Origin of the sequence: Nocardia sp. NPDC019395, from assembly GCF_040632335.1 — a bacterium.
Lineage (GTDB): Bacteria > Actinomycetota > Actinomycetes > Mycobacteriales > Mycobacteriaceae > Nocardia.
Genome location: NZ_JBEYBT010000006.1, coordinates 222007 through 239909 on the forward strand (window position 1 = coordinate 222007; position 17903 = coordinate 239909).

Annotated in this window: 18 protein-coding genes; 11 read left to right on the forward strand and 7 right to left on the reverse strand. The window is 66.7% G+C overall.

Annotated elements, in window-relative coordinates; translation table 11 throughout:
- Nucleotides 1-5: 5 nt before the first annotated feature.
- Complete coding sequence (locus ABZ827_RS18120; protein ID WP_357237918.1) at nt 6-1190, forward strand: acetyl-CoA C-acetyltransferase; 1185 nt, start codon at nt 6-8, stop codon at nt 1188-1190.
- 190 nt (nt 1191-1380) lie between these two features.
- Here ABZ827_RS18120 and ABZ827_RS18125 read toward each other — a convergent pair whose 3' ends face one another.
- Nucleotides 1381-2601, reverse strand: a complete 1221-nt coding sequence (locus ABZ827_RS18125) for a cytochrome P450 (RefSeq protein ID WP_357237919.1) — start codon at nt 2599-2601, stop codon at nt 1381-1383.
- A gap of 181 nt (nt 2602-2782) precedes the next feature.
- Between ABZ827_RS18125 and ABZ827_RS18130 the strand changes: the two genes are divergently transcribed.
- The 5 genes from ABZ827_RS18130 to ABZ827_RS18150 all read left to right on the forward strand — a co-directional run bounded on the left by ABZ827_RS18130 (nt 2783) and on the right by ABZ827_RS18150 (nt 7069).
- Complete coding sequence (locus ABZ827_RS18130; RefSeq protein WP_357237920.1) at nt 2783-3328, forward strand: helix-turn-helix domain-containing protein; 546 nt, start codon at nt 2783-2785, stop codon at nt 3326-3328.
- Nucleotides 3329-3347: 19 nt separating this feature from the next.
- Nucleotides 3348-3800 (forward strand): MarR family transcriptional regulator, encoded by a 453-nt coding sequence (locus ABZ827_RS18135; protein ID WP_357237921.1) that lies wholly within the window; start codon nt 3348-3350, stop codon nt 3798-3800.
- A 14-nt stretch (nt 3801-3814) separates the two neighbouring features.
- Complete coding sequence (locus tag ABZ827_RS18140) at nt 3815-5056, forward strand: MFS transporter (RefSeq protein WP_357237922.1); 1242 nt, start codon at nt 3815-3817, stop codon at nt 5054-5056.
- Nucleotides 5057-5223: 167 nt separating this feature from the next.
- On the forward strand, nt 5224-6165 hold the full coding sequence (locus ABZ827_RS18145; RefSeq protein WP_357237923.1) for an alpha/beta fold hydrolase: 942 nt from the start codon (nt 5224-5226) through the stop codon (nt 6163-6165).
- A gap of 157 nt (nt 6166-6322) precedes the next feature.
- Nucleotides 6323-7069, forward strand: coding sequence for a DUF427 domain-containing protein (locus ABZ827_RS18150; RefSeq protein ID WP_357237924.1), 747 nt, complete (start codon nt 6323-6325; stop codon nt 7067-7069).
- A gap of 21 nt (nt 7070-7090) precedes the next feature.
- On the opposite strand, the gene ABZ827_RS18155 is transcribed toward ABZ827_RS18150, so the two are convergent.
- From ABZ827_RS18155 to ABZ827_RS18170, 4 genes are read right to left on the reverse strand one after another with little or no spacing between them, the layout of a single operon-like run.
- On the reverse strand, nt 7091-8173 hold the full coding sequence (locus tag ABZ827_RS18155) for a nitronate monooxygenase (RefSeq protein ID WP_357237925.1): 1083 nt from the start codon (nt 8171-8173) through the stop codon (nt 7091-7093).
- Entirely contained in the window at nt 8170-8928 is a 759-nt protein-coding gene (locus ABZ827_RS18160; RefSeq protein WP_357237926.1) for a CoA-transferase, read from the reverse strand. The genes ABZ827_RS18155 and ABZ827_RS18160 overlap by 4 nt, the downstream gene beginning before the upstream one ends.
- Nucleotides 8925-9806 carry a CoA-transferase gene (locus ABZ827_RS18165; RefSeq protein ID WP_357238006.1) on the reverse strand — a complete coding sequence of 294 codons (882 nt, stop codon included), beginning with the start codon at nt 9804-9806 and terminating at the stop codon, nt 8925-8927. The genes ABZ827_RS18160 and ABZ827_RS18165 overlap by 4 nt, the downstream gene beginning before the upstream one ends.
- Nucleotides 9807-9822: 16 nt before the next feature.
- Nucleotides 9823-10587 carry an enoyl-CoA hydratase family protein gene (locus tag ABZ827_RS18170; RefSeq protein ID WP_357238007.1) on the reverse strand — a complete coding sequence of 255 codons (765 nt, stop codon included), beginning with the start codon at nt 10585-10587 and terminating at the stop codon, nt 9823-9825.
- Between the two features lie 65 nt (nt 10588-10652).
- Between ABZ827_RS18170 and ABZ827_RS18175 the strand changes: the two genes are divergently transcribed.
- From ABZ827_RS18175 to ABZ827_RS18195, 5 genes are all read left to right on the forward strand, one after another.
- Nucleotides 10653-11459, forward strand: coding sequence for an SDR family oxidoreductase (locus ABZ827_RS18175; RefSeq protein ID WP_357237927.1), 807 nt, complete (start codon nt 10653-10655; stop codon nt 11457-11459).
- 41 nt (nt 11460-11500) lie between these two features.
- Nucleotides 11501-12412: an SDR family oxidoreductase gene (locus tag ABZ827_RS18180; protein WP_357237928.1), complete on the forward strand. Its 912-nt coding sequence runs from the start codon at nt 11501-11503 to the stop codon at nt 12410-12412.
- 747 nt (nt 12413-13159) lie between these two features.
- The gene (locus ABZ827_RS18185) at nt 13160-14011 is read left to right on the forward strand and encodes a hypothetical protein (RefSeq protein ID WP_357237929.1); all 852 of its coding nucleotides are present in this window, start codon (nt 13160-13162) and stop codon (nt 14009-14011) included.
- 5 nt (nt 14012-14016) lie between these two features.
- On the forward strand, nt 14017-14559 hold the full coding sequence (locus ABZ827_RS18190; protein WP_357237930.1) for an ImmA/IrrE family metallo-endopeptidase: 543 nt from the start codon (nt 14017-14019) through the stop codon (nt 14557-14559).
- Complete coding sequence (locus ABZ827_RS18195) at nt 14556-15578, forward strand: hypothetical protein (protein WP_357237931.1); 1023 nt, start codon at nt 14556-14558, stop codon at nt 15576-15578. The genes ABZ827_RS18190 and ABZ827_RS18195 overlap by 4 nt, the downstream gene beginning before the upstream one ends.
- Before the next feature lie 235 nt (nt 15579-15813).
- Here the strand turns inward: ABZ827_RS18195 and ABZ827_RS18200 are convergent, their stop codons facing one another.
- The gene (locus tag ABZ827_RS18200; RefSeq protein WP_014348820.1) at nt 15814-16230 is read right to left on the reverse strand and encodes a helix-turn-helix domain-containing protein; all 417 of its coding nucleotides are present in this window, start codon (nt 16228-16230) and stop codon (nt 15814-15816) included.
- A gap of 431 nt (nt 16231-16661) precedes the next feature.
- Nucleotides 16662-17825, reverse strand: coding sequence for a steroid 3-ketoacyl-CoA thiolase (locus tag ABZ827_RS18205; RefSeq protein ID WP_357237932.1), 1164 nt, complete (start codon nt 17823-17825; stop codon nt 16662-16664).
- Nucleotides 17826-17903 lie beyond the last annotated feature (78 nt).

Consider the following 17903-nt stretch of genomic DNA (forward strand, 5'->3'; position numbering starts at 1 on the left):
AACCCATGGCTACAGCTGCCCGCCGCCCCTACGCACCGCTACGTGAGGCGTACGTGATCGACGCGGTGCGCACCCCGGTCGGCAAGCGCGGTGGCGCGCTGGCGGAGGTACATCCGGCCGACCTCGGGGCGACCGCACTGCAGGGGCTGCTGTCGCGCAACCCGGTCGATCCGGCGCACGTCGACGATGTGATCGTCGGCTGTGTCGACAATGTCGGCCCGCAGGCCGGGAACATCGGGCGGACCGCGTGGCTGGCCGCCGGATATCCGGAAGAAGTCCCCGGGGTCACCGTCGACCGGCAGTGCGGATCCAGCCAGCAGGCGATCAACTTCGGCGCACAGGCGATCATGAGCGGTACGGCGGAGATAATCGTTGCCGGCGGTGTGCAGAATATGAGCGCCATCCCGATCTCCGCGGCCATGCTGGCGGGCAAGGAATACGGATTCGACTCCCCGTTCGTCGGTTCGAAGGGCTGGGACACCCGATACGGCACCGGCGAGGTATCCCAGTTCCGCGGTGCCCAGATGATCGCCGAGAAGTGGGGGATCAGCCGCGAGGATATGGAGCGCTGGGCGCTGCGCAGCCACGAACGTGCCCGCGCCGCAATCGAAAACGGCCGATTCGACAAAGAGATCGTCCCGGTGGGCGATTTCCGGATCGACCAGGGGCCACGGGAAACCAGCCTGGAGAAGATGGCCTCGCTGCCGGCGCTGGAAGAGGGCAGCCCGCTGACTGCCGCTGTCGCCTCACAGATCTCGGACGGGGCCAGCGCCACGCTGCTGGCTTCGGACTGGGCGGTCCAGGAATACGGTCTGACGCCGCGTGCCCGGATCATCAATGTCAGTGCCCGCGGCGCTGATCCGCTGTACATGCTCACGGCGCCGATCCCCGCGACCAAATGGGCGCTGGAAAAGGCGGGCCTGAGCATCGACGATATCGACGTGGTCGAGATCAACGAGGCGTTCGCACCTGTCGTCCTGGCCTGGTTGAAGGAGACCGGGGCCGATCCGGAGAAGGTCAATGTGAACGGCGGGGCGATCGCGCTGGGGCATCCGCTCGGTGCGACGGGGGCGAAGCTGTTCGCGACGTTGCTCAACGAGTTGGAGCGGGTCGACGGGCGTTATGGGTTGCTCACCATTTGTGAGGGTGGGGGGACGGCGAACGCGACGATTATCGAACGTCTGAGCTGAGTTTTTGGCGCCGCCTGCGGCGTCGCGGGGTTCGGGGCCCCCTTGGTCTCGTTCTTCACTCCCGGCGCTCAGTCGCTGCGCTCCTTCGCTCTGGTCGCTCCAGAACGAGACGGGCCCCGAACCGCCAAAGTGGACCGGTCGCATGCGGGAAACGGAGGTGGGTCCGATGCGGACGGACTGGCGGGGCTATTCAGGTGATCTGGACGGGGACGTTCGTCCAACCGGCGACATTCGTTGTTGTGGCGCGGCGGAGGCCGGTGCGGTCGACGGTGAACTCGGGCATGACGTCGAGGAGGGCGTCGAGGGCGATCCGGCCTTCCAGGCGGGCCAGGGCGGCGCCGAGGCAGCTGTGGATGCCGTAGCCGAAGCCGAGGTTGTGGCCGGAATGGGGGCGGTCGATATCGAAGCGGCCGGCGTTGTGGAAGGCGTTCTCGTCGCGGGTGGCCGAGGCCAGCAGCATCAGGACGTGGCTGCCCTGGGGGATGGTGCGGTCGTGCAGGTGGACGTCGCGCAGGGTGTAGCGCAGGTCGTATTGCACCGGCCCGTCGTAGCGGAGTACTTCTTCGAAGGCGCCGGGGATCTTCGAGCGGTCGGCGCGCATGGACTGCCATTGTTCGGGGTGGTCGGCGAAGAGCACTGTCGCGGTGCCGATGAGTTTCGCGACGGTTTCGGCGCCCGCACCGCCCAGAAGTGAGATGAATCCGGCGATTTCGATATCGGTGAGTTTGGTGGAAACTCCGTCGCCGCGGTCCACCTCGGCTTCGATGAGGCGGCTGATCATATCGTCGCGGGGGCGTGCCCGGCGCTCCAATATCAGCTCGTAGTGGTAGCGGCCGGCCTCCTCTATCGCCTGCCGCGCTTCCGGGCGCATACCGGTTTCCCCGGGCCGGCGTTCCAGTGGTACGGCGTGCAATTCGCGCAGCCAGGCCCGGTCTTCGGCGGGTACGCCGAGCATGGAGCTGATCACCTCGATGGGGAAGTGGGTGGAGAAGTCCGCCACCATATCGAATGCGCCGGTGGGCAACTGCCGGACGAAGGTGTGGATGATCTCCCGGATCATCGGTTCCAGCTCCGCGATCGCGCGTGGGGTGAACACCTTTCGCACCAGGTTGCGCATTCTGGTGTGGTCGGGTGGGTCCATCATGATGATCATCGGTACGGAGGGTTTGGTGTGCTCCGGGTCCAAGACCATATCCAGGGTGATGCCTTCGGCGGAGGAGAAGGTTGCGAAATCCTTCATGCCGGGTGCGACATCGGCGTAGCGGGACAGGGACCACAGCCCGTGTGTGGGATTGAAATGGACCGGTGCCTCCGCGCGTAGGCGCCGGTAGATATCGTGCGGATCGCGAAAGAATTCCTCGGAGAACGGGTCGAAATCGATCTCGTCGCCCGAAACGCAGGTGTCCGTCATCGGACTCACCTCGATGCAGCTAGAGCTGAATGGTACGTGCCGCATCGAGCTGTCCGGAGCGGCTGGCTGGTGGCCGGCGCGCGACTGGAATATCGCGGCTGACCAGTGGAAAGATGCTGACGGACCGGTCGAGCGGTACCGTTGAGTGTTACATAACTTACAAAATGTGTAAAGGATGTAAATGGCATTGGAAGAGGGCTCGAACGGATCGACCCGGACGCGGATCCTGCGGGCGACCTTCGAGGTGCTGAGCCGGCACGGGCACAGCAAACTGAACCTGTCCGATGTCGCCGCGACAGCGAAGATCTCGCGCCCGACGCTGTACCGGTTCTTCTCCTCGAAGGAGGAACTGCTCGCCGCCTTCGGCCGCTACGAGCAGCAGAACACTCAGGATTCGTTCGCGGCCGCGACCCAGGGGCTGGACGGGGCTGCCCGGCTGGACGCGGCCCTGCGCTACATGGTCGATCATCAGGAGTCGTATTCGCTGGCGCGGCTGGTCGATGTGGAGCCGGACCATGTGCTGGCCGAACTGGCTCGTGTGATGCCCTCCATGCGTGACCTCATCCGTCCCATGATCGAGGGGGAGAACGCCGATATTGCCGCCGCGGCGATCGTTCGTCTCGCTGCCTGTCACTACATGGTCCGGGGTGACGACCGGGCGACCTTCCTCGCTCAGTTGCGGCATGTGGCGGGCATCCCACCGGCAGGGCTGGAAATAGATAGTTAGCCTATGTAATAATATTTGGGTGCAGCCGAGCCCGGTGACCGATGTGGACGACACCGTCGTCGATCTGCTGGTCACCGCGGGTCGGCTCACGCGCGCGGCGGGAACGCTCAGCGTCGACGACCTGCCACGCGCCACGGTGCGCGCACTGGCAGTACTCGAAGAACACGGTTCGCTGCGCATCAGCGAATTCGCGCGTATCGATCGCACGTCGCAACCGACGGCGACCGCGCTCATCGCCCGGCTGGTCGGGGAGGGCTACGCCTCCCGGCGCCGTGACCCGGACGATTCCCGCGCAGTCGTCGTAGCACTCACCCCGGCCGGGCTTTCCCGGCTCGCCGCCTCCCGTGCGGCCATGCGTGAGGCGCTGTCGAGCCCGCTACCCGGATTCGACGCCGAACGCCTGACCGGACTCGCCGCCGATCTGCGGGAACTACTGGCGGCGATCCGGGAATCGACCGGGAACCCCACGTAACCGAGGAAGCATCGATGAGCACCACTACCAGGACGGCCGCCGAGCCGGCCAGCACATCGACCGGGCAGCCGAAGGCCGTCTGGGCGGTCGCCTTCGCCAGCGTTATCGCGTTCATGGGCATCGGCCTGGTCGATCCGATCCTCAAACCCATCGGTGAACAGCTCAACGCGTCCCCATCGCAGGTATCGCTGCTGTTCACCAGCTATATGCTCGTCACCGGCGTGGCCATGCTCGTCACCGGTGTCGTCTCCAGCCGCTTCGGTGCCAAGAAGACACTGTTGGCCGGGCTCACGCTGATCATCATCTTCGCCGCGGCGGCAGGACTCTCGAACTCGGTCGGCCAGATCGTCGGCTTCCGGGCCGGCTGGGGTCTGGGCAACGCACTGTTCATCGCGACCGCGCTCGCCACGATCGTCGGCGCCGCGAGCGGTGGGGTCGCGAAAGCGATCATCCTGTACGAGGCGGCACTCGGTATCGGTATCGCCACCGGACCGCTGGTCGGTGGCCTGCTGGGCGGAATCAGCTGGCGTGGACCGTTCTTCGGTGTCTCGGTGCTGATGGCCATCGCCTTCGTCGCCATCATCGTGCTGCTCCCCGACGGGCCGCGGGCCGCCAAACCGACCTCGCTGGCCGCGCCCTTCAAGGCGCTGCGGCACCGCGGGCTGCTGGTGGTGAGCGTGACCGCGCTGCTGTACAACTTCGGTTTCTTCACGCTGCTCGCCTACACCCCGTTCCCGCTGGATATGGGCACCTACGCGATCGGCTTCATCTTCTGCGGCTGGGGCATCCTGCTCGCGGTCTCTTCGGTGTTCCTCGCTCCGAAGCTGCAGGCGCGGTTCGGCACCCTGCCGATGATCGCGGTCGCGGTCGGCCTGTTCGCCGCCGACCTGGCGGTGATGGCGCTGTTCGCCGAACACAAGCCGGTGCTGATCGCCGGGGTTGTCGTGGCGGGACTGTTCCTGGGCGTGAACAACACGCTGATCACCGAAGCCGTCATGATCTCCGCGCCGGTCGAGCGCTCCACCGCCTCCGCGGCCTACAGTTTCGTCCGGTTCTCCGGTGGCGCCGCGGCACCCTGGCTGGCGGGAAAGCTGGGTGAGTCCAGTATCTCGCTGCCGTTCTGGGTCGGCGCCGTGTGTACCGCCCTGGGTGTGGTGGTCCTGCTGGCAGGCCGATCCGCCCTCTCCCATATCGATGACCATGACCCCGCCCCGCACAGTGTGGAGGAAGCGCAGGCGGTCACGGTCGGTGACTAGACCTTCACAAGAGGTCGCCCGGCAGGCCCCGCCCATCGGCGGGGCCTGCTTCTTTTTGCGTCCGAGCGCAGGGGCATTGTGGGCGACTGTTCTTCCGGCACGGATGGTTGTGACCGGAGGTTCGAAAAATCACCCTGTGCACACCAAGCATTTGCTAGGTTCCGCGTATGAGGAAGCTGTTGGCGGTCTTCGGGGCGGTGGTGACAGGGCTGGCGGTTATCGCTGGAGCCGGCCCCGCGTCCGGTGACGAACTCCCGGTGGATTTCAACTTCTTCGCCGGTATCGGACCGGAGCTCGCGAATCCCGGGGGCTCGCTGCCCGGTTCCAACGACTACGGGTGCGTACCTTCGCCGGCCCATCCCGATCCGGTGGTACTGGCTCACGGCACCGGGGGGTCGCAACAGACCAATTGGGGGGCCTACGTGCCCCTGCTGAAAAATGCGGGGTACTGCGTATTCTCGGTCACTTACGGCGCACCGGCCGGTCTGCCGTGGCCGGCCACGGCAGTCGGGGGAATGGGGGATATGACCGACAGTGCCCACCAGTTCGGCGCCTTCGTCGACGGTGTTCTCGCCGCGACCGGTGCGTCACGGGTCGACGTCGTGGGTCATTCGCAGGGGACGGTGGTGCCGGCGTACTACGCCAAGTACCTCGGTGGCCGAGACAAGATCAGGAAGTATGTCTCGCTGGCCCCCGCGTGGAACGGCACCACTGTGGCCGGCGCGGATATCGTTTTCGACCTCGCCCGGCGGCTCGGCATGAAACCGGAGCACTTCCCGATCTGTCACGCGTGTAGCGAATTGGACCCCAATTCGCCTTTCATGCAGGCGATCAGAGCAGGCGGGCACTACCTTCCCGAGATCGAATACACCAATATCGCCACGCGATACGACGAACTTGTCGTTCCGTACGCCTCGGGTCTACCGCCGGGCGGGAGCAATGTCCGCAATATCGTGGTTCAGGAAGGATGCCCGGTCGATTACACGGAGCACGCGGGCGTAGCCGGGTCACGCCGAGCGGCCGATTTCGTTCTCAACGCCCTCGACCCGCAGCATCCGCGACCCGTACGCTGCGACCGCGCCGCACCCTTCTCCGGCTCGGCTTTCTGAGCGCGGTCAGGCCGTGAGCTGCGGGTCCGGCCCCGGACTCGAGCGGCCGCCCGTCCGAGGCCGGACCGATCTCAGGCCGGCGATTCCCCGGCTCGCGTCAGCGCGGCGGCGGCATCGATCCGGTCCGGCCGCGTTTGCCGGGCGTAGGGTCGCAGATATGACCGAGGAGCAGCGAGACGAGGTCCGGGTCGAAACGAGTCAGAAGCGGGTGCGGGTCTACTTCGGTGGGCAGTTGGTCGCCGATACCGCCCGGCCCGCGCTGGTATGGGAGGTCCCCTACTACCCGGCCTACTACATACCGACCGCCGATCTCCGTGCGAAGCTCGAACCGGACGGTACTACCCACCCCTCGCAACGTCGTGGGGAAGGAATCGGTTACGACGTGGTGGTCGACGGCGCCACCGCCCCCGGCGCGGCCCGGATCTACCCGGACTCACCGCGGCTGAGCGAGCTGGTGCGGCTGGAGTGGAACGCGATGGACGAATGGTTCGAGGAGGACGAACCGATCTACGTCCACCCGCGCGACCCGTACTCGCGCGTCGATATCCTCGCGAGCTCCCGGCACGTGCGGGTGGAGATCGGCGGGGTCACCGTCGCGGATTCGCGGACCCCGCGCATCCTGTTCGAAACGGGCCTGCCCGCCCGCTACTACCTACCGCTCACCGATCTCCGGATGGACCTGCTGCGGCCGTCGGATACCCGTACCAGCTGCCCGTACAAGGGCAATGCCGATTACTGGTCCATCGAGGTCGGCGGGAACGTATACCCCGATCTGGTGTGGATCTACCGCACACCGACACCGGAGAGCCAGAAGGTCGCCGGGCTGGCCTGCTTCTACAACGAGAAGGTCGATATATACATCGACGGCGAGCTGCAGGACCGGCCGAAGACCCCGTTCGGGTGAAACCGGCCTTCGACCGGTGTTTCAGTTCGCCGATCCGGCTCCTTCGGGGAGGGTGGCGAGGGTGCCGATCCGGGTCACCGCGTCGGCGACGATTCGGTCGATGAGTTCCTGGCAGGTCGGCAGATCCTCGAGGATTCCGCTGACCTGGCCCGCCGCCAGTACACCGGCTTCGGTATTGCCCTCCACCAGCCCGGCTTTGAGAAGCATGGGGGTGTTGGCCGCCATGATCACCTGTGACCAGGTGAGGTCCTTGGCCTTGCGCATGGCCAGGCCGTCCTTGACCAGAGTCGACCATTTCATTCCGGTCATGCTCTTGAACCGGGCCGCGTTCCCGACCGCCGCGGAGAGCCCGCGGATGCGTCCGGAGTTCTCCAGCTTCTGCACGAGTTCGGTGTTGAGAACCCGGTGCGGCATACCGTCGACCTTGGTGGAGACAACGGTCTGGCCGAGCGGGCGGCGCAGGTATTCCTGTTTCACCGAATCGGGCACGCTGCTCTCCTGGGTGAGCAGGAAGCGGGTGCCCATGGCGACGCCCGCGGCGCCGTAGGCGAGGGCGGCGGCCAGACCACGGCCGTCGTAGAAACCGCCCGCCGCGACCACCGGGATATCCACCGCGTCCAGTACCGACGGCAGCAGCAGGGTGGTTGCCACCGGACCGGTGTGGCCGCCGCCTTCACCGCCTTGGACGATCACCGCGTCAGCGCCCCACGAGGCGACCTTCACCGCGTGTTTGGCCGCGCCGATGGACGGGACCACCACCACGCCCGCGTCTTTCAGCTTGGCGATGAGATCTTTCTTCGGCGCCAGGGCGAAGGACGCGACCTTCACGTTCTCGCGGATCAGCAGGTCGATCCGCTCGCCGGCGTCGGACGCGTCGGCGCGGATGTTCACGCCGAACGGTTTATCGGTCTGCGCCTTGGTTTTGGCGATCGCCGTTTCCAGCTCGTCGTAGGTCATGGTGGCCGAGGCCAGAATGCCCAATCCGCCGGCGTTGGAGGTGGCCGAGACCAGACTCGGGCCCGCGACCCAGCCCATACCCGTCTGCACCACGGGATGTTCGATCCCGACGAGTTCGGTCAGCGGGGTCCGCAGCCGGGATGTCACTGCGGAACCTCCTTCTCGCGGATCTTCTTGGGATCCAGGACCTCGCGGATGATCCGCAGTTCCTCGTCGGAAGGCAGGCGGGTCGGCGCGGCGGTGGCCAGGTCCGCGATCTCGAACGAGGTGTTCTCGGCGACCTCGTCGGCGGTGACCCCAGGGTGCAGGCTCAGTGCGCGCATCGTGTGATCCGGCCCGTTGAAATCGAAAACGCCCAGGTTGCTGACCACTCGGTGGATGTGGTGGAACCGGAAGGCGGGGTTGTCCGGATCGACCTTGTCGTAGCCGACGCCGGCGACGATATCGACCTTCTCGCTGAACACTCGTTTGCTGTGCCGCGCTACCCAGTAGCTGGTCGGGTGGTTGATGGTGTTGCCGGGCGCTCCGCGGACACCGAACATCTGCCGGGTCGGCTGCTGCAGCGGGCCGAAGGCCGAAAGGTTCTGGTTGCCGAAGCGGTCGATCTGGTTGGCGCCCATCACCACATGGCGGCGGCCCGAGGCCAGCACATCGAAGACCCGGCGGAACGGGATCCAGCCTTCTACCGGGGCTTTCCCGCCGATCGGCGGGGTTTCGGCGAGGAAGAACGCCTCACCGTCGGAGAGCAGCAGATCCGGTTCGAAGGTGAGTTTCGCCAGCCGCGCCCCGAGTTGCGCCATCGGGGTCATGGGGCTGGCGAAGATCTCCCCGGCGTCTCGGAAGATTTCGGCGCAGGCGATCGCGCAGACCTCGGCGCGGGTGCTGGTTTCGGTGCTGGTCACCGCTGCTCCTCCTTGAATCGCGCGACGGCGGCCTGGTAATCGGCTTCGGAGCCGCTGAGGTAGGTGTCGACGAATGTCTGCCAGGTCTCCGGCGACCCGGCGGCCTCGACGTAGTGGCGCTGGAACTTCTCGTCCCGGCCGTAGCTCTCACCGCCGAGGGTGAAATGGGCGCCGTTCGGGGCCTCGGCCACCGCGTCGACCATCATGCGGTTGAGCAGCAGCGACTGCGGGGGAACCGATTTCACCAGTTCCTCGGTTTCCACGATCCGCTCGACCGACAGGTAGCGCTTCTCGGCCGCCAGGCAGAAGAGGTCGTCCATATAGGGGTCCACGCCCTGGTAGGCGGCATTGCCGTGCGCGTCGCCGATGTTCAGATGCACCAGTGCCGCGTCGAGGTTCAGCGCCGGCATGGCGGTCAGGGTTTCGGCGCGGCCGTCCGGGCCCGGATACGGCGAGGTGACGGTGGTCAGTTCGCCGTCCCAGAAGTTGGGGACGTCCGAGCCGAGTCCGGCGCGGATCGGCAGGAACGGCAGCCGCGCGGCGGCCGCCTCGAGGCCGCATTTGAGCATGCCCTCGTCCATCTCCCGGGCGACGATCTGCCCGGAGGTGCGGGCCTTGGCGAACCAGGGATCGTAGAACGGCGCCGAATCCAGGGATACGAAGCCGTAGTAGGCCTTGCGGACCTTGCCGGCCGAGAGCAGCAGGCCGAGGTCCGGACCGCCGTAGGTGACCACGGTGAGGTCGGTGACATCGGACCGCAGCAGCGCGCGCACCAGGGCCATCGGCTTACGCCGCGACCCCCAGCCGCCGATACCGATGGTCATTCCGCTACGCAGTTCGCCGACGATATCGTCGAGCGATTTCCGCTTGTCTCGCATGGTTTTCCGTTCCATGTCAGTTCTTGTCCTTCTGCGCCGCCAGGTCGGCGTCGAATCGTTCGCGGATCTCGTCGGATGCCCCGGACAGGTTCAGTTCGAAGGTGAAACCTTGTTCGAACCGGTAGCTGCGGTGCACGTCCTGTACGTCGATACCGTTGAGGGCGCGTTTGGCGGCCCGGATGACCCGCCCGTCCTTGGCGGCGATGTCCTTGGCGACCTCGAGCGCGGCGGCGTCGAGTTCATCGCGGGGGACCACCTTCAGCACCGAGCCGAAGTGGTGCAACTGCTGCGCGGTGGCTGCACTCGCGGTGAAGAACAAAGCTCGCATCAGATGCTGGGGGACCAGCCGCGCGAGGTGGGTGGCGGCGCCGAGCGCACCGCGGTCGACCTCGGGCAGGCCGAAGGTCGCGTCTTCGGAAGCGATGATGATGTCGGAATTGCCGACCAGGCCTATTCCGCCGCCGAGGCAGAAGCCCTGGACCGCGGCGATGACCGGTACGGGGCAGTCATAGACGGCGGCGAAGGCTTCGAAGCAGCCGTGGTTGGCATCGATCAGCGCCTGGTGGCCCGGTGTGCGCTGCATTTCCTTGATATCCACACCCGCGTTGAAGCCGCGGTTCTCGGCCCGCAGGACCACCACCCGGATCTCCGGGTCGCGCCCGGCGGCGCGGATCTCGTCGGCGAGGGCGAACCAGCCGTCCGAGGGTATGGCGTTGACCGGCGGATAGTCGACCGTGACCACGGCGATACCGGCGGATTCCGTATGGCGGTTGATCCCCATCGCGTATCCCATCTCGCATCTCGAGCATCTTGGCTAAGCAAGCAATTGCTTGGTAGGTTAACACGGTGGCACTCGAAATCGACCTGTCCGATCGCGTCGTTCTGGTAACCGGGGGCGTCCGCGGTGTCGGTGCCGGAATCAGCCGGGTACTCCTGGCAGCCGGTGCGACAGTGGTGGCCTGTGCGCGCCGGCCTGCGGAAACTGCGGTCGAGTTCGACGGCCGCGGAATCGACTTCCTGCCCTGCGATGTGCGCGATGCCGACGCCGTGCAGGCGATGATCGCGGAGATCGTGCGGCGGCACGGCCGGCTGGACCATGCGGTCAACAACGCCGGGGGCGCGCCCTACGCGCTCGCCGCCGACGCCAGCCCGAGATTCCACTCCAAGATCATCGAGTTGAACCTGGTCGCGGCCCTGCACGTCGCGCAGGCGGCGCACGCGGTGATCAGTGAACAGGAATCCGGCGGGGCGATCGTCAATATCTCGAGCCTCAGCGGGCACCGGCCCTCACCCGGCACCGCGGCCTACGGCGCGGCCAAGGCCGGGGTCGACGCGCTGACCGTCTCGCTCGCGGCGGAATGGGCGCCCCGGGTCCGGATCAACTCACTGGTCGTCGGCGCGGTGGAAACCGAACTCAGCGAACTGCACTACGGCGACGCCGACGGTGTGGCCGCGGTCGGAAAGACCATTCCGATGGGCCGGCTGGCCCGGCCCGAGGATGTCGGCAACGGTGTGGCCTTCCTGTTGTCCCCGCTCGCCGCGTATATCAGTGGTGCCACGCTGCAGATCCACGGCGGTGGCGAACCGCCGGCGTTCCTCTCGGCCGCCACCGCGGCCCATTCCACCGACGCGGCCGGCTCCGCACACCCTTAGCTCGACGACCACCAGATACGACATCGACGATAGGAACGGATATGGCAACCGAGGGCATCTGCGCCGGACGGACAGTGATCATCACCGGTGCCGGCCGGGGGATCGGCCGGGCGCACGCGCTCGCCTTCGCGGCCGCGGGCGCGAAGGTCGTGGTCAACGACATCGGAACCAGCCTCGCCGGTGAGTCGACGGCGGAGACACCGGCCGAGCAGGTGGTCTCGGAAATCCGCGCGGCCGGCGGCGAGGCCGTCGCCAACGGCGACGATGTGGCGAGCTGGGACGGTGCGCAGCGGCTGATCCAGCAGGCGGTGGACACCTTCGGCGGGCTGGATGTACTCGTCAACAATGCCGGATTCGTCCGCGACCGCATGCTGGTGAACCTCAGCGAAGACGAATGGGACGCGGTGGTACGCGTCCATCTCAAAGGACATTTCGCCACCATGCGGCACGCCGCCGCGTACTGGCGTGCGGAATCGAAGGCCGGTCGCGCGGTCGACGCCCGGATCATCAACACCAGTTCCGGTGCCGGACTGCAGGGCAGCGTCGGACAGGGCAATTACGGTGCCGCGAAAGCGGGTATCGCGGGACTGACTCTCACCGCTTCCGCCGAATTCGGGCGCTACGGCGTAACAGTGAACGCCATCGCCCCCTCGGCGCGCACCCGGATGACCGAAACCGTTTTCGCCGATATGATGGCCGCCCCCGATCAGGGCTTCGACGCCATGGCACCGGAGAACATCTCGCCGATCGTGGTGTGGCTGGGGAGCCCGGAATCAGCGGGTGTCACCGGCCGGATGTTCGAGGTCGAGGGTGGCCGCATCGCGCTGGCCGAGGGCTGGCGGCACGGTGTACCGGTGGACCGCGGTGTCCGCTGGGATCCGGCCGAACTCGGCCAGGTGGTCACGGAGTTGATCGCGAAGGGTGCTCCGCCGGAGCCGGTCTACGGCGCGTAACCGGCCGGGCGTGGCGGCTGTCCAGTTACCGGATCCGCTATCCGGTAACTGTGATCGATTCCATCCCATATCACACCTAATGCCCCGGTAGATCGACACTTCACCTGCGGTTATCCAGATGGCGGTCGCCGTTTCGAGACTTCGTCATGCGCCGGTCGGAGCGCTGGTTTACCATGGGCAACCATCTGTTCGTTCTGCCCGGAAGCCGCGATAACCGGGGGGATCCGCGATATCGATCGAGGGGATGGCTGGCGCATGGCCGTTGGTCGCAGTAAGCGATTACTCGCAGTAGCCGGGGCACTGGGTTGCCTGACGCTACTCGGGGGGCCGGGATATGCCGCAGCCGAACCGGGCCGCTCTCCTATCCGGGAACAGGGGCCGACCGGAAGTGGGGATCGAGGGTCCGCGCCACCGGCGGATACCGCCCCCGAATCCGAGAGCGCTGGACCGCTTGCGATCCCGGACCGGTCATCGGGCCCCGGCGCCGGGGCGAACTCGGGAGTTGCGCCCGTACCGGGTCTCGGTACCGGAAGTGCCGCCGCCCCCGCTCCGGTGAACGTTCCCCCCGCTCCGCCGGGTAACCCTCCCGCGGCTCCGGGGACCACCGATACCGGAAGCAGCGGAACGGATTCCGGGGATGTGGCGCAGTGGCAGCCCCTGGGCATCCCAGGAAGAAGCGATGCCGCGGACACCGGGCAATCGACTGAGGACGTCACTCCGTCAGAGTCCACGCCCGCGCCTGCTCCGGTGGCGGAACCTGTTGGGCCCGTGGGCCTGGGCACGGCGCTGGGCACGATCCTCGCCACCGGGTCGGCGGCCGTCGGGTCGGCTGCGATCTCCCCGTTGGCCGTGACGGGCTCCGCCGCCGCGGGTACCGGATCAGCCGCCGCGGGTATCGGTTCGGCTGCTGCCGGATCCGCCGGTCTGGGTGCCGGCGTGACCGGGTCGGCTGCTCTGGGAACGGGATCCGCTGTATTGGGGACGGGTTCAGCGGCCGTGGGTTCGGCCGGTGCCGGTGTATTGGGAACCGGTTCGGCGGCATTGGGTTCGGCCGGTATCGGCGTGGTCGGGACAGGTTCGGCGGGTCTCGGATCGGCCGCCGTGGGTTCCGCGGCGACGGGTTCGGCCGCGGCCGGTTCGGCGGCGACAGGTTCGGCCGCACTGGGTTCCGCCGGCGTGGGTTCGGCGGCGCCACTACTTCTTCTGCTGCTACCCGTACCACCCGTGCCGTCGGCGCCGGTCGGTCCACCGCTGGCGCTCCCGGCCCCGGGCGGTGGTGCGGGTGCTGGTGCGCCCACTGTCGCGGATGTCGCGGTCGGCGCTGGTCTCACTGTTCCTATCGCACCACCCGGCGGCGCCCCCGGTGCTACTGTCCCGGACTCGGCGCCGTCGGTTGTCGCCGCACCGCCGAGCCATACCGTGCGACCGACCAGCGCCGAGGGGCTGTTACCCGAACCGAAAGTGCTTTCGGTGATCGGTGGTCTCATCGCCTTGGCCATCGCCGGCGGTGGCTCGGCCGTGATGAGCTATCAGAGCGCGGCCCAGGCGCAGGCGCGGATCGATGCCGCGCGTGCCGAATTCTTCGGAACGGGTGCGTGATCGCGATGACGCAGCACAGCACCGGGAACATCCGTGCCGCGCAGGGCAGAACACCGAGCACTCGTGCCTATCGCCGGGTGGCGGCCGCGGTCGACGCGGTCTGCGCGATAGCGGCCGACGCGGACGCCACCACTCTCGAACAGGTGGTGGACGCGGTGGCCGCCGAACGTGGCCGGCCGATCGAGATCGCCGATGCCGATCTCGGCCCCGGCGTATGCGGGCAGCGGCGGTACTACCCGGCCAAGGACATCATCGTGCTGGCCAGCGCCTTGCCGAGCCGCGACCATACGCTCGCGCACGAACTGGGCCATATCGTCTTCGACCACGAAGGCGCTCCGGCCACCGATGTCACGCTCGAGGTGAGCGATGACCTGATCGCCTACATGCTGAGTCAGCGCGCACATCAGACCGCGGTCGAGGACGGCGAGGACGACCAGTCCGAATGGGAGGCAGAAACCTTCGCCGCCATGCTGATGACGCGGCTTCGCGTATTCAACAGCCGGGGCGCGGGCGTCTCGGTCCTTCGATTCGATGAGGCTCTGGGATGACGTTCTGGTTGACCGCCCTGGTGGTGTGGGTCGCGGCCGGCGCCCGGGTGGGGCGCGTACTCGTCAAACCGGCCACCACAGCCCGGGTGGCGATCGTGGTGGCCGTATCCGCCGTGGCCCTGGCCTGCACCGCGGCCATTCCCGATGTCGGCCTGGCGGTCGACAACCTGCTGCCCGGCGGATTGCCGGGCGGGCTGCTGTCCGAAGGGGTGGTGGCCGGTTCCTGGCTGCTGTTCGTCACCGCGACATCGGTGGTCGCATCAGCGGCCTGGCCGGTGGTTTCGCGCCGGAATCTGCGCCAGATCGCCTGGGGTATATACGGTATCGGCCTACTCGCCGTTGTCGGTGCGCTGGCCTGGAGCTTCGTCCTCGGCTGGGCGGTGACGGGTGCCGCGGGGATCTTTGTGGTGGTGACCGGCCTGCGGAATCTGAGTTGGACGGCGCTCGGACGTGGTATCGCGATCTATATCGTCGGGACTGCGCTGGTCATCGTGCTGGCCGCCGGCCAGATCCAGCGCGGTCTCACCGATACTCCCGGCGCCGAGCCGGGACAGCCGGCCTGGGCGTGGCCACTATGGCAGCTGGCGGCACTGATGATCGCGGTCGGCGCGGTATGGATCGTGGTCGAGATGTGGTTGCGCGCGCGGTTGTTGTTGCGCCGGGTGCGGAGCTTGCACAACGTGCTGGTGAAGCGTTTCCCGGAGGTGGTCCAGGAGGAGACCGGGACTTCCACACAGCTCAAGGCATCGGACCGCGTGGCGCAGATCATGGACGCGCTGTACCTGCAGTCGGGCGGTGGTGTCGAGCTCGCCGCGGCCGGCGAACCTCCCGCGGCGGTCGGCCGCCGTGCCGAGCGGGTGGCGCAATGGGCGAAGCATCCGATGGGCCCGGCAGTGGTCGATGCCCGGTGGGTCGCACCTCCGGAAGGTGTGAGTCCGCGTGGCTGGGTGCAGGCGATCGCGCAGGCTTTCGAGTCTGCCCCGGAACCGGCCGCGCACCGGGAGGCTGCGGTTCGCTAGTTGCCCGAGGTGTGCGGTATGTCCGTTACGTCACTGTGATAAGGCGGCCGCGGGCCCGAAAATCGTGCCGATTGGTCGGTACTGTGATTATCGGGTACCGCAGATCTTGGCGTCTGGCCATACTGTCGCCGCAGGAATTCTTCCCGATACTGGGAACGTTGCGATCGTGATTTCTGGCGAACAGAAGCAGACGCGGTGCGACCCGCTTCGGATCGCACCGCGTCTGCTTCCGGTCTTATTCGGTCCCGTCCGGGGGGACTTCGGGTAATCCCTCGCTTGCGCGCAGCTTCTCCGCCATGGAGGTGAGAAGATTCTGCGACTCTTCGGAGAGGTCGAAGGCCCTGCTGGAGAGCCGCCGAAGCCCGTAACCCTGTAGCTGCGATAGGAGTTCGAGGTCGTGGTCGATCTTCGCGGCATATATGTCGTTGAAGAAGTAGTCGGGCTTGACCTTGAAGAACTTCGCCAGGGCTGCGACCGTCTCATCGGACGGATTCGTCCGCTGACCCGACCGTAACTGCGACAGGTACGGCTTCGAGATCGGATGACCGGATGCCGTCAGCGCGGCCGCTACCTCTGCATTGGTATGCGGCTTACGCCCCGGGGGATGCACGGTTTCGAACAGCTTGTTCAGCCGCGCCGCGAAATCAGCCATTGTGAGCCGCCCAATTCCCTTCACTGTACTAACAGTCGTTATCTCGGATACCTATCATTGATATTAGCGGCTCAGTAACTGAAAACCTACGCCTGATTCGGGATTTCCTTGAAGCTTCTAGGTATGTATCCGGAGAAGTGGACCGTGGTATCGCGTTTGCGGGTTACCCGCACGGATCTTGTGGACTCATGATCGCACCAGGTCGCCGCCCGTCGCAGGGGTCTTCCCGGGCGGGCGGCGAGTAACCCTCGGATAGCTGTTACCCCTTCGAGAGCCCTGTATGCAGTCTGTGTGGCGTACGACACGTCTGCCGAACGCTGAGATGAACGTTCAACCTACAGTGTGGAATTTCCAGGGGTTCCGGGGCTTCGGTATGTGATGGAGCACGAGTACCCCGGATCCTGGGATGTACCGAGAATTGGACGGATGATTCAGAGTCGTTCGATGATCGTTCCCGTCGCGAGTGCGCCACCGGCACACATGAGCACCATGGCGACATTGCGGTCGGACCGTTCCAGTTCGTGCAGGGCCGTGGTGATAAGTCGCGATCCCGTCGACCCGACCGGATGGCCCAGTGCGATTGCTCCGCCGTTTACATTCACCCGGTCGAAATCCGGCTGGTGAACCTGGGCCCACGACAATGCCACGGAGGCGAATGCCTCGTTGATCTCGAACAGATCAATATCGTTGATGCTCATCCCGGACCGCTCGAGCAGCCGGGTGCAGGCCTGGACCGGGCCGTCGAGGTGGAATTCCGGCTCCGCACCGACCAGGCACTGGGTCACCACCCGGGCCCGCGGGCGCAGGCCTTCGCGCTGAGCGGCCTTCTCGTCCATCAGCAGTACCGCCGCGGCGCCGTCGGAGATCTGCGAAGAGGTGCCGGCGGTGTGGATACCACCCTCCAGAACCGGCTTCAGCTTGGCGAGGCTCTCGGCGCTCGTCTCCCGCAGACCCTGATCCCGGCTCACTTCCTGCTTCTCGCCGGTCGGGTTGCCCTCTTTGTCGACGACCGGGGCGGTGAGCGTCAGGACTTCGCGGTCGAACCGGCCCTCGGCCCAGGCCTGGGCGGCCAGCCGCTGCGACCGGACACCGAGTGCGTCCACATCTTCGCGAGAGATACCGCGCCGCTTGGCGATCCGTTCGGCGGCCTCGAACTGATTGGGCATATCGATATCCCAGGATTCGGGCCGCCGCGGGCCGGCGTTCTCGCCGACGTTGGCGCCCAGCGGGACCTGGCTCATCGCCTCGACGCCGCAGGCGACTCCGATATCGATGGCGTCGGTGGCGATCAGGCCCGCGATGAGATGGTTGGCCTGCTGGGCCGAACCGCACTGGCAGTCGATCGTGGTGCAGCCGATCTGCCACGGCAGGCCGGCGGTGAGCCAGGCGGTGCGGGTGATGTTGTTGGACTGGGCGCCGGCCTGTGTGACGCAGCCGCCGATGACCTGTTCGACCTTGGCTGGGTCGAGGTGGGCGCGATCGAGCAGCCCGCGCTGGGCGAGACCGAGGATCTCGGCCGCGTGCAGACCGGACAGCCAGCCGTTGCGCTTGCCGATGGGGGTGCGAGCTGCCTCGACGATAACGGGAGTGCCCATGGTGAACCTTTCGTTTCGGACATAAAACTGTAACGTGTTCCGCACACAGGCAAGGGCAAGATCAGTCCGGTTTCTTTC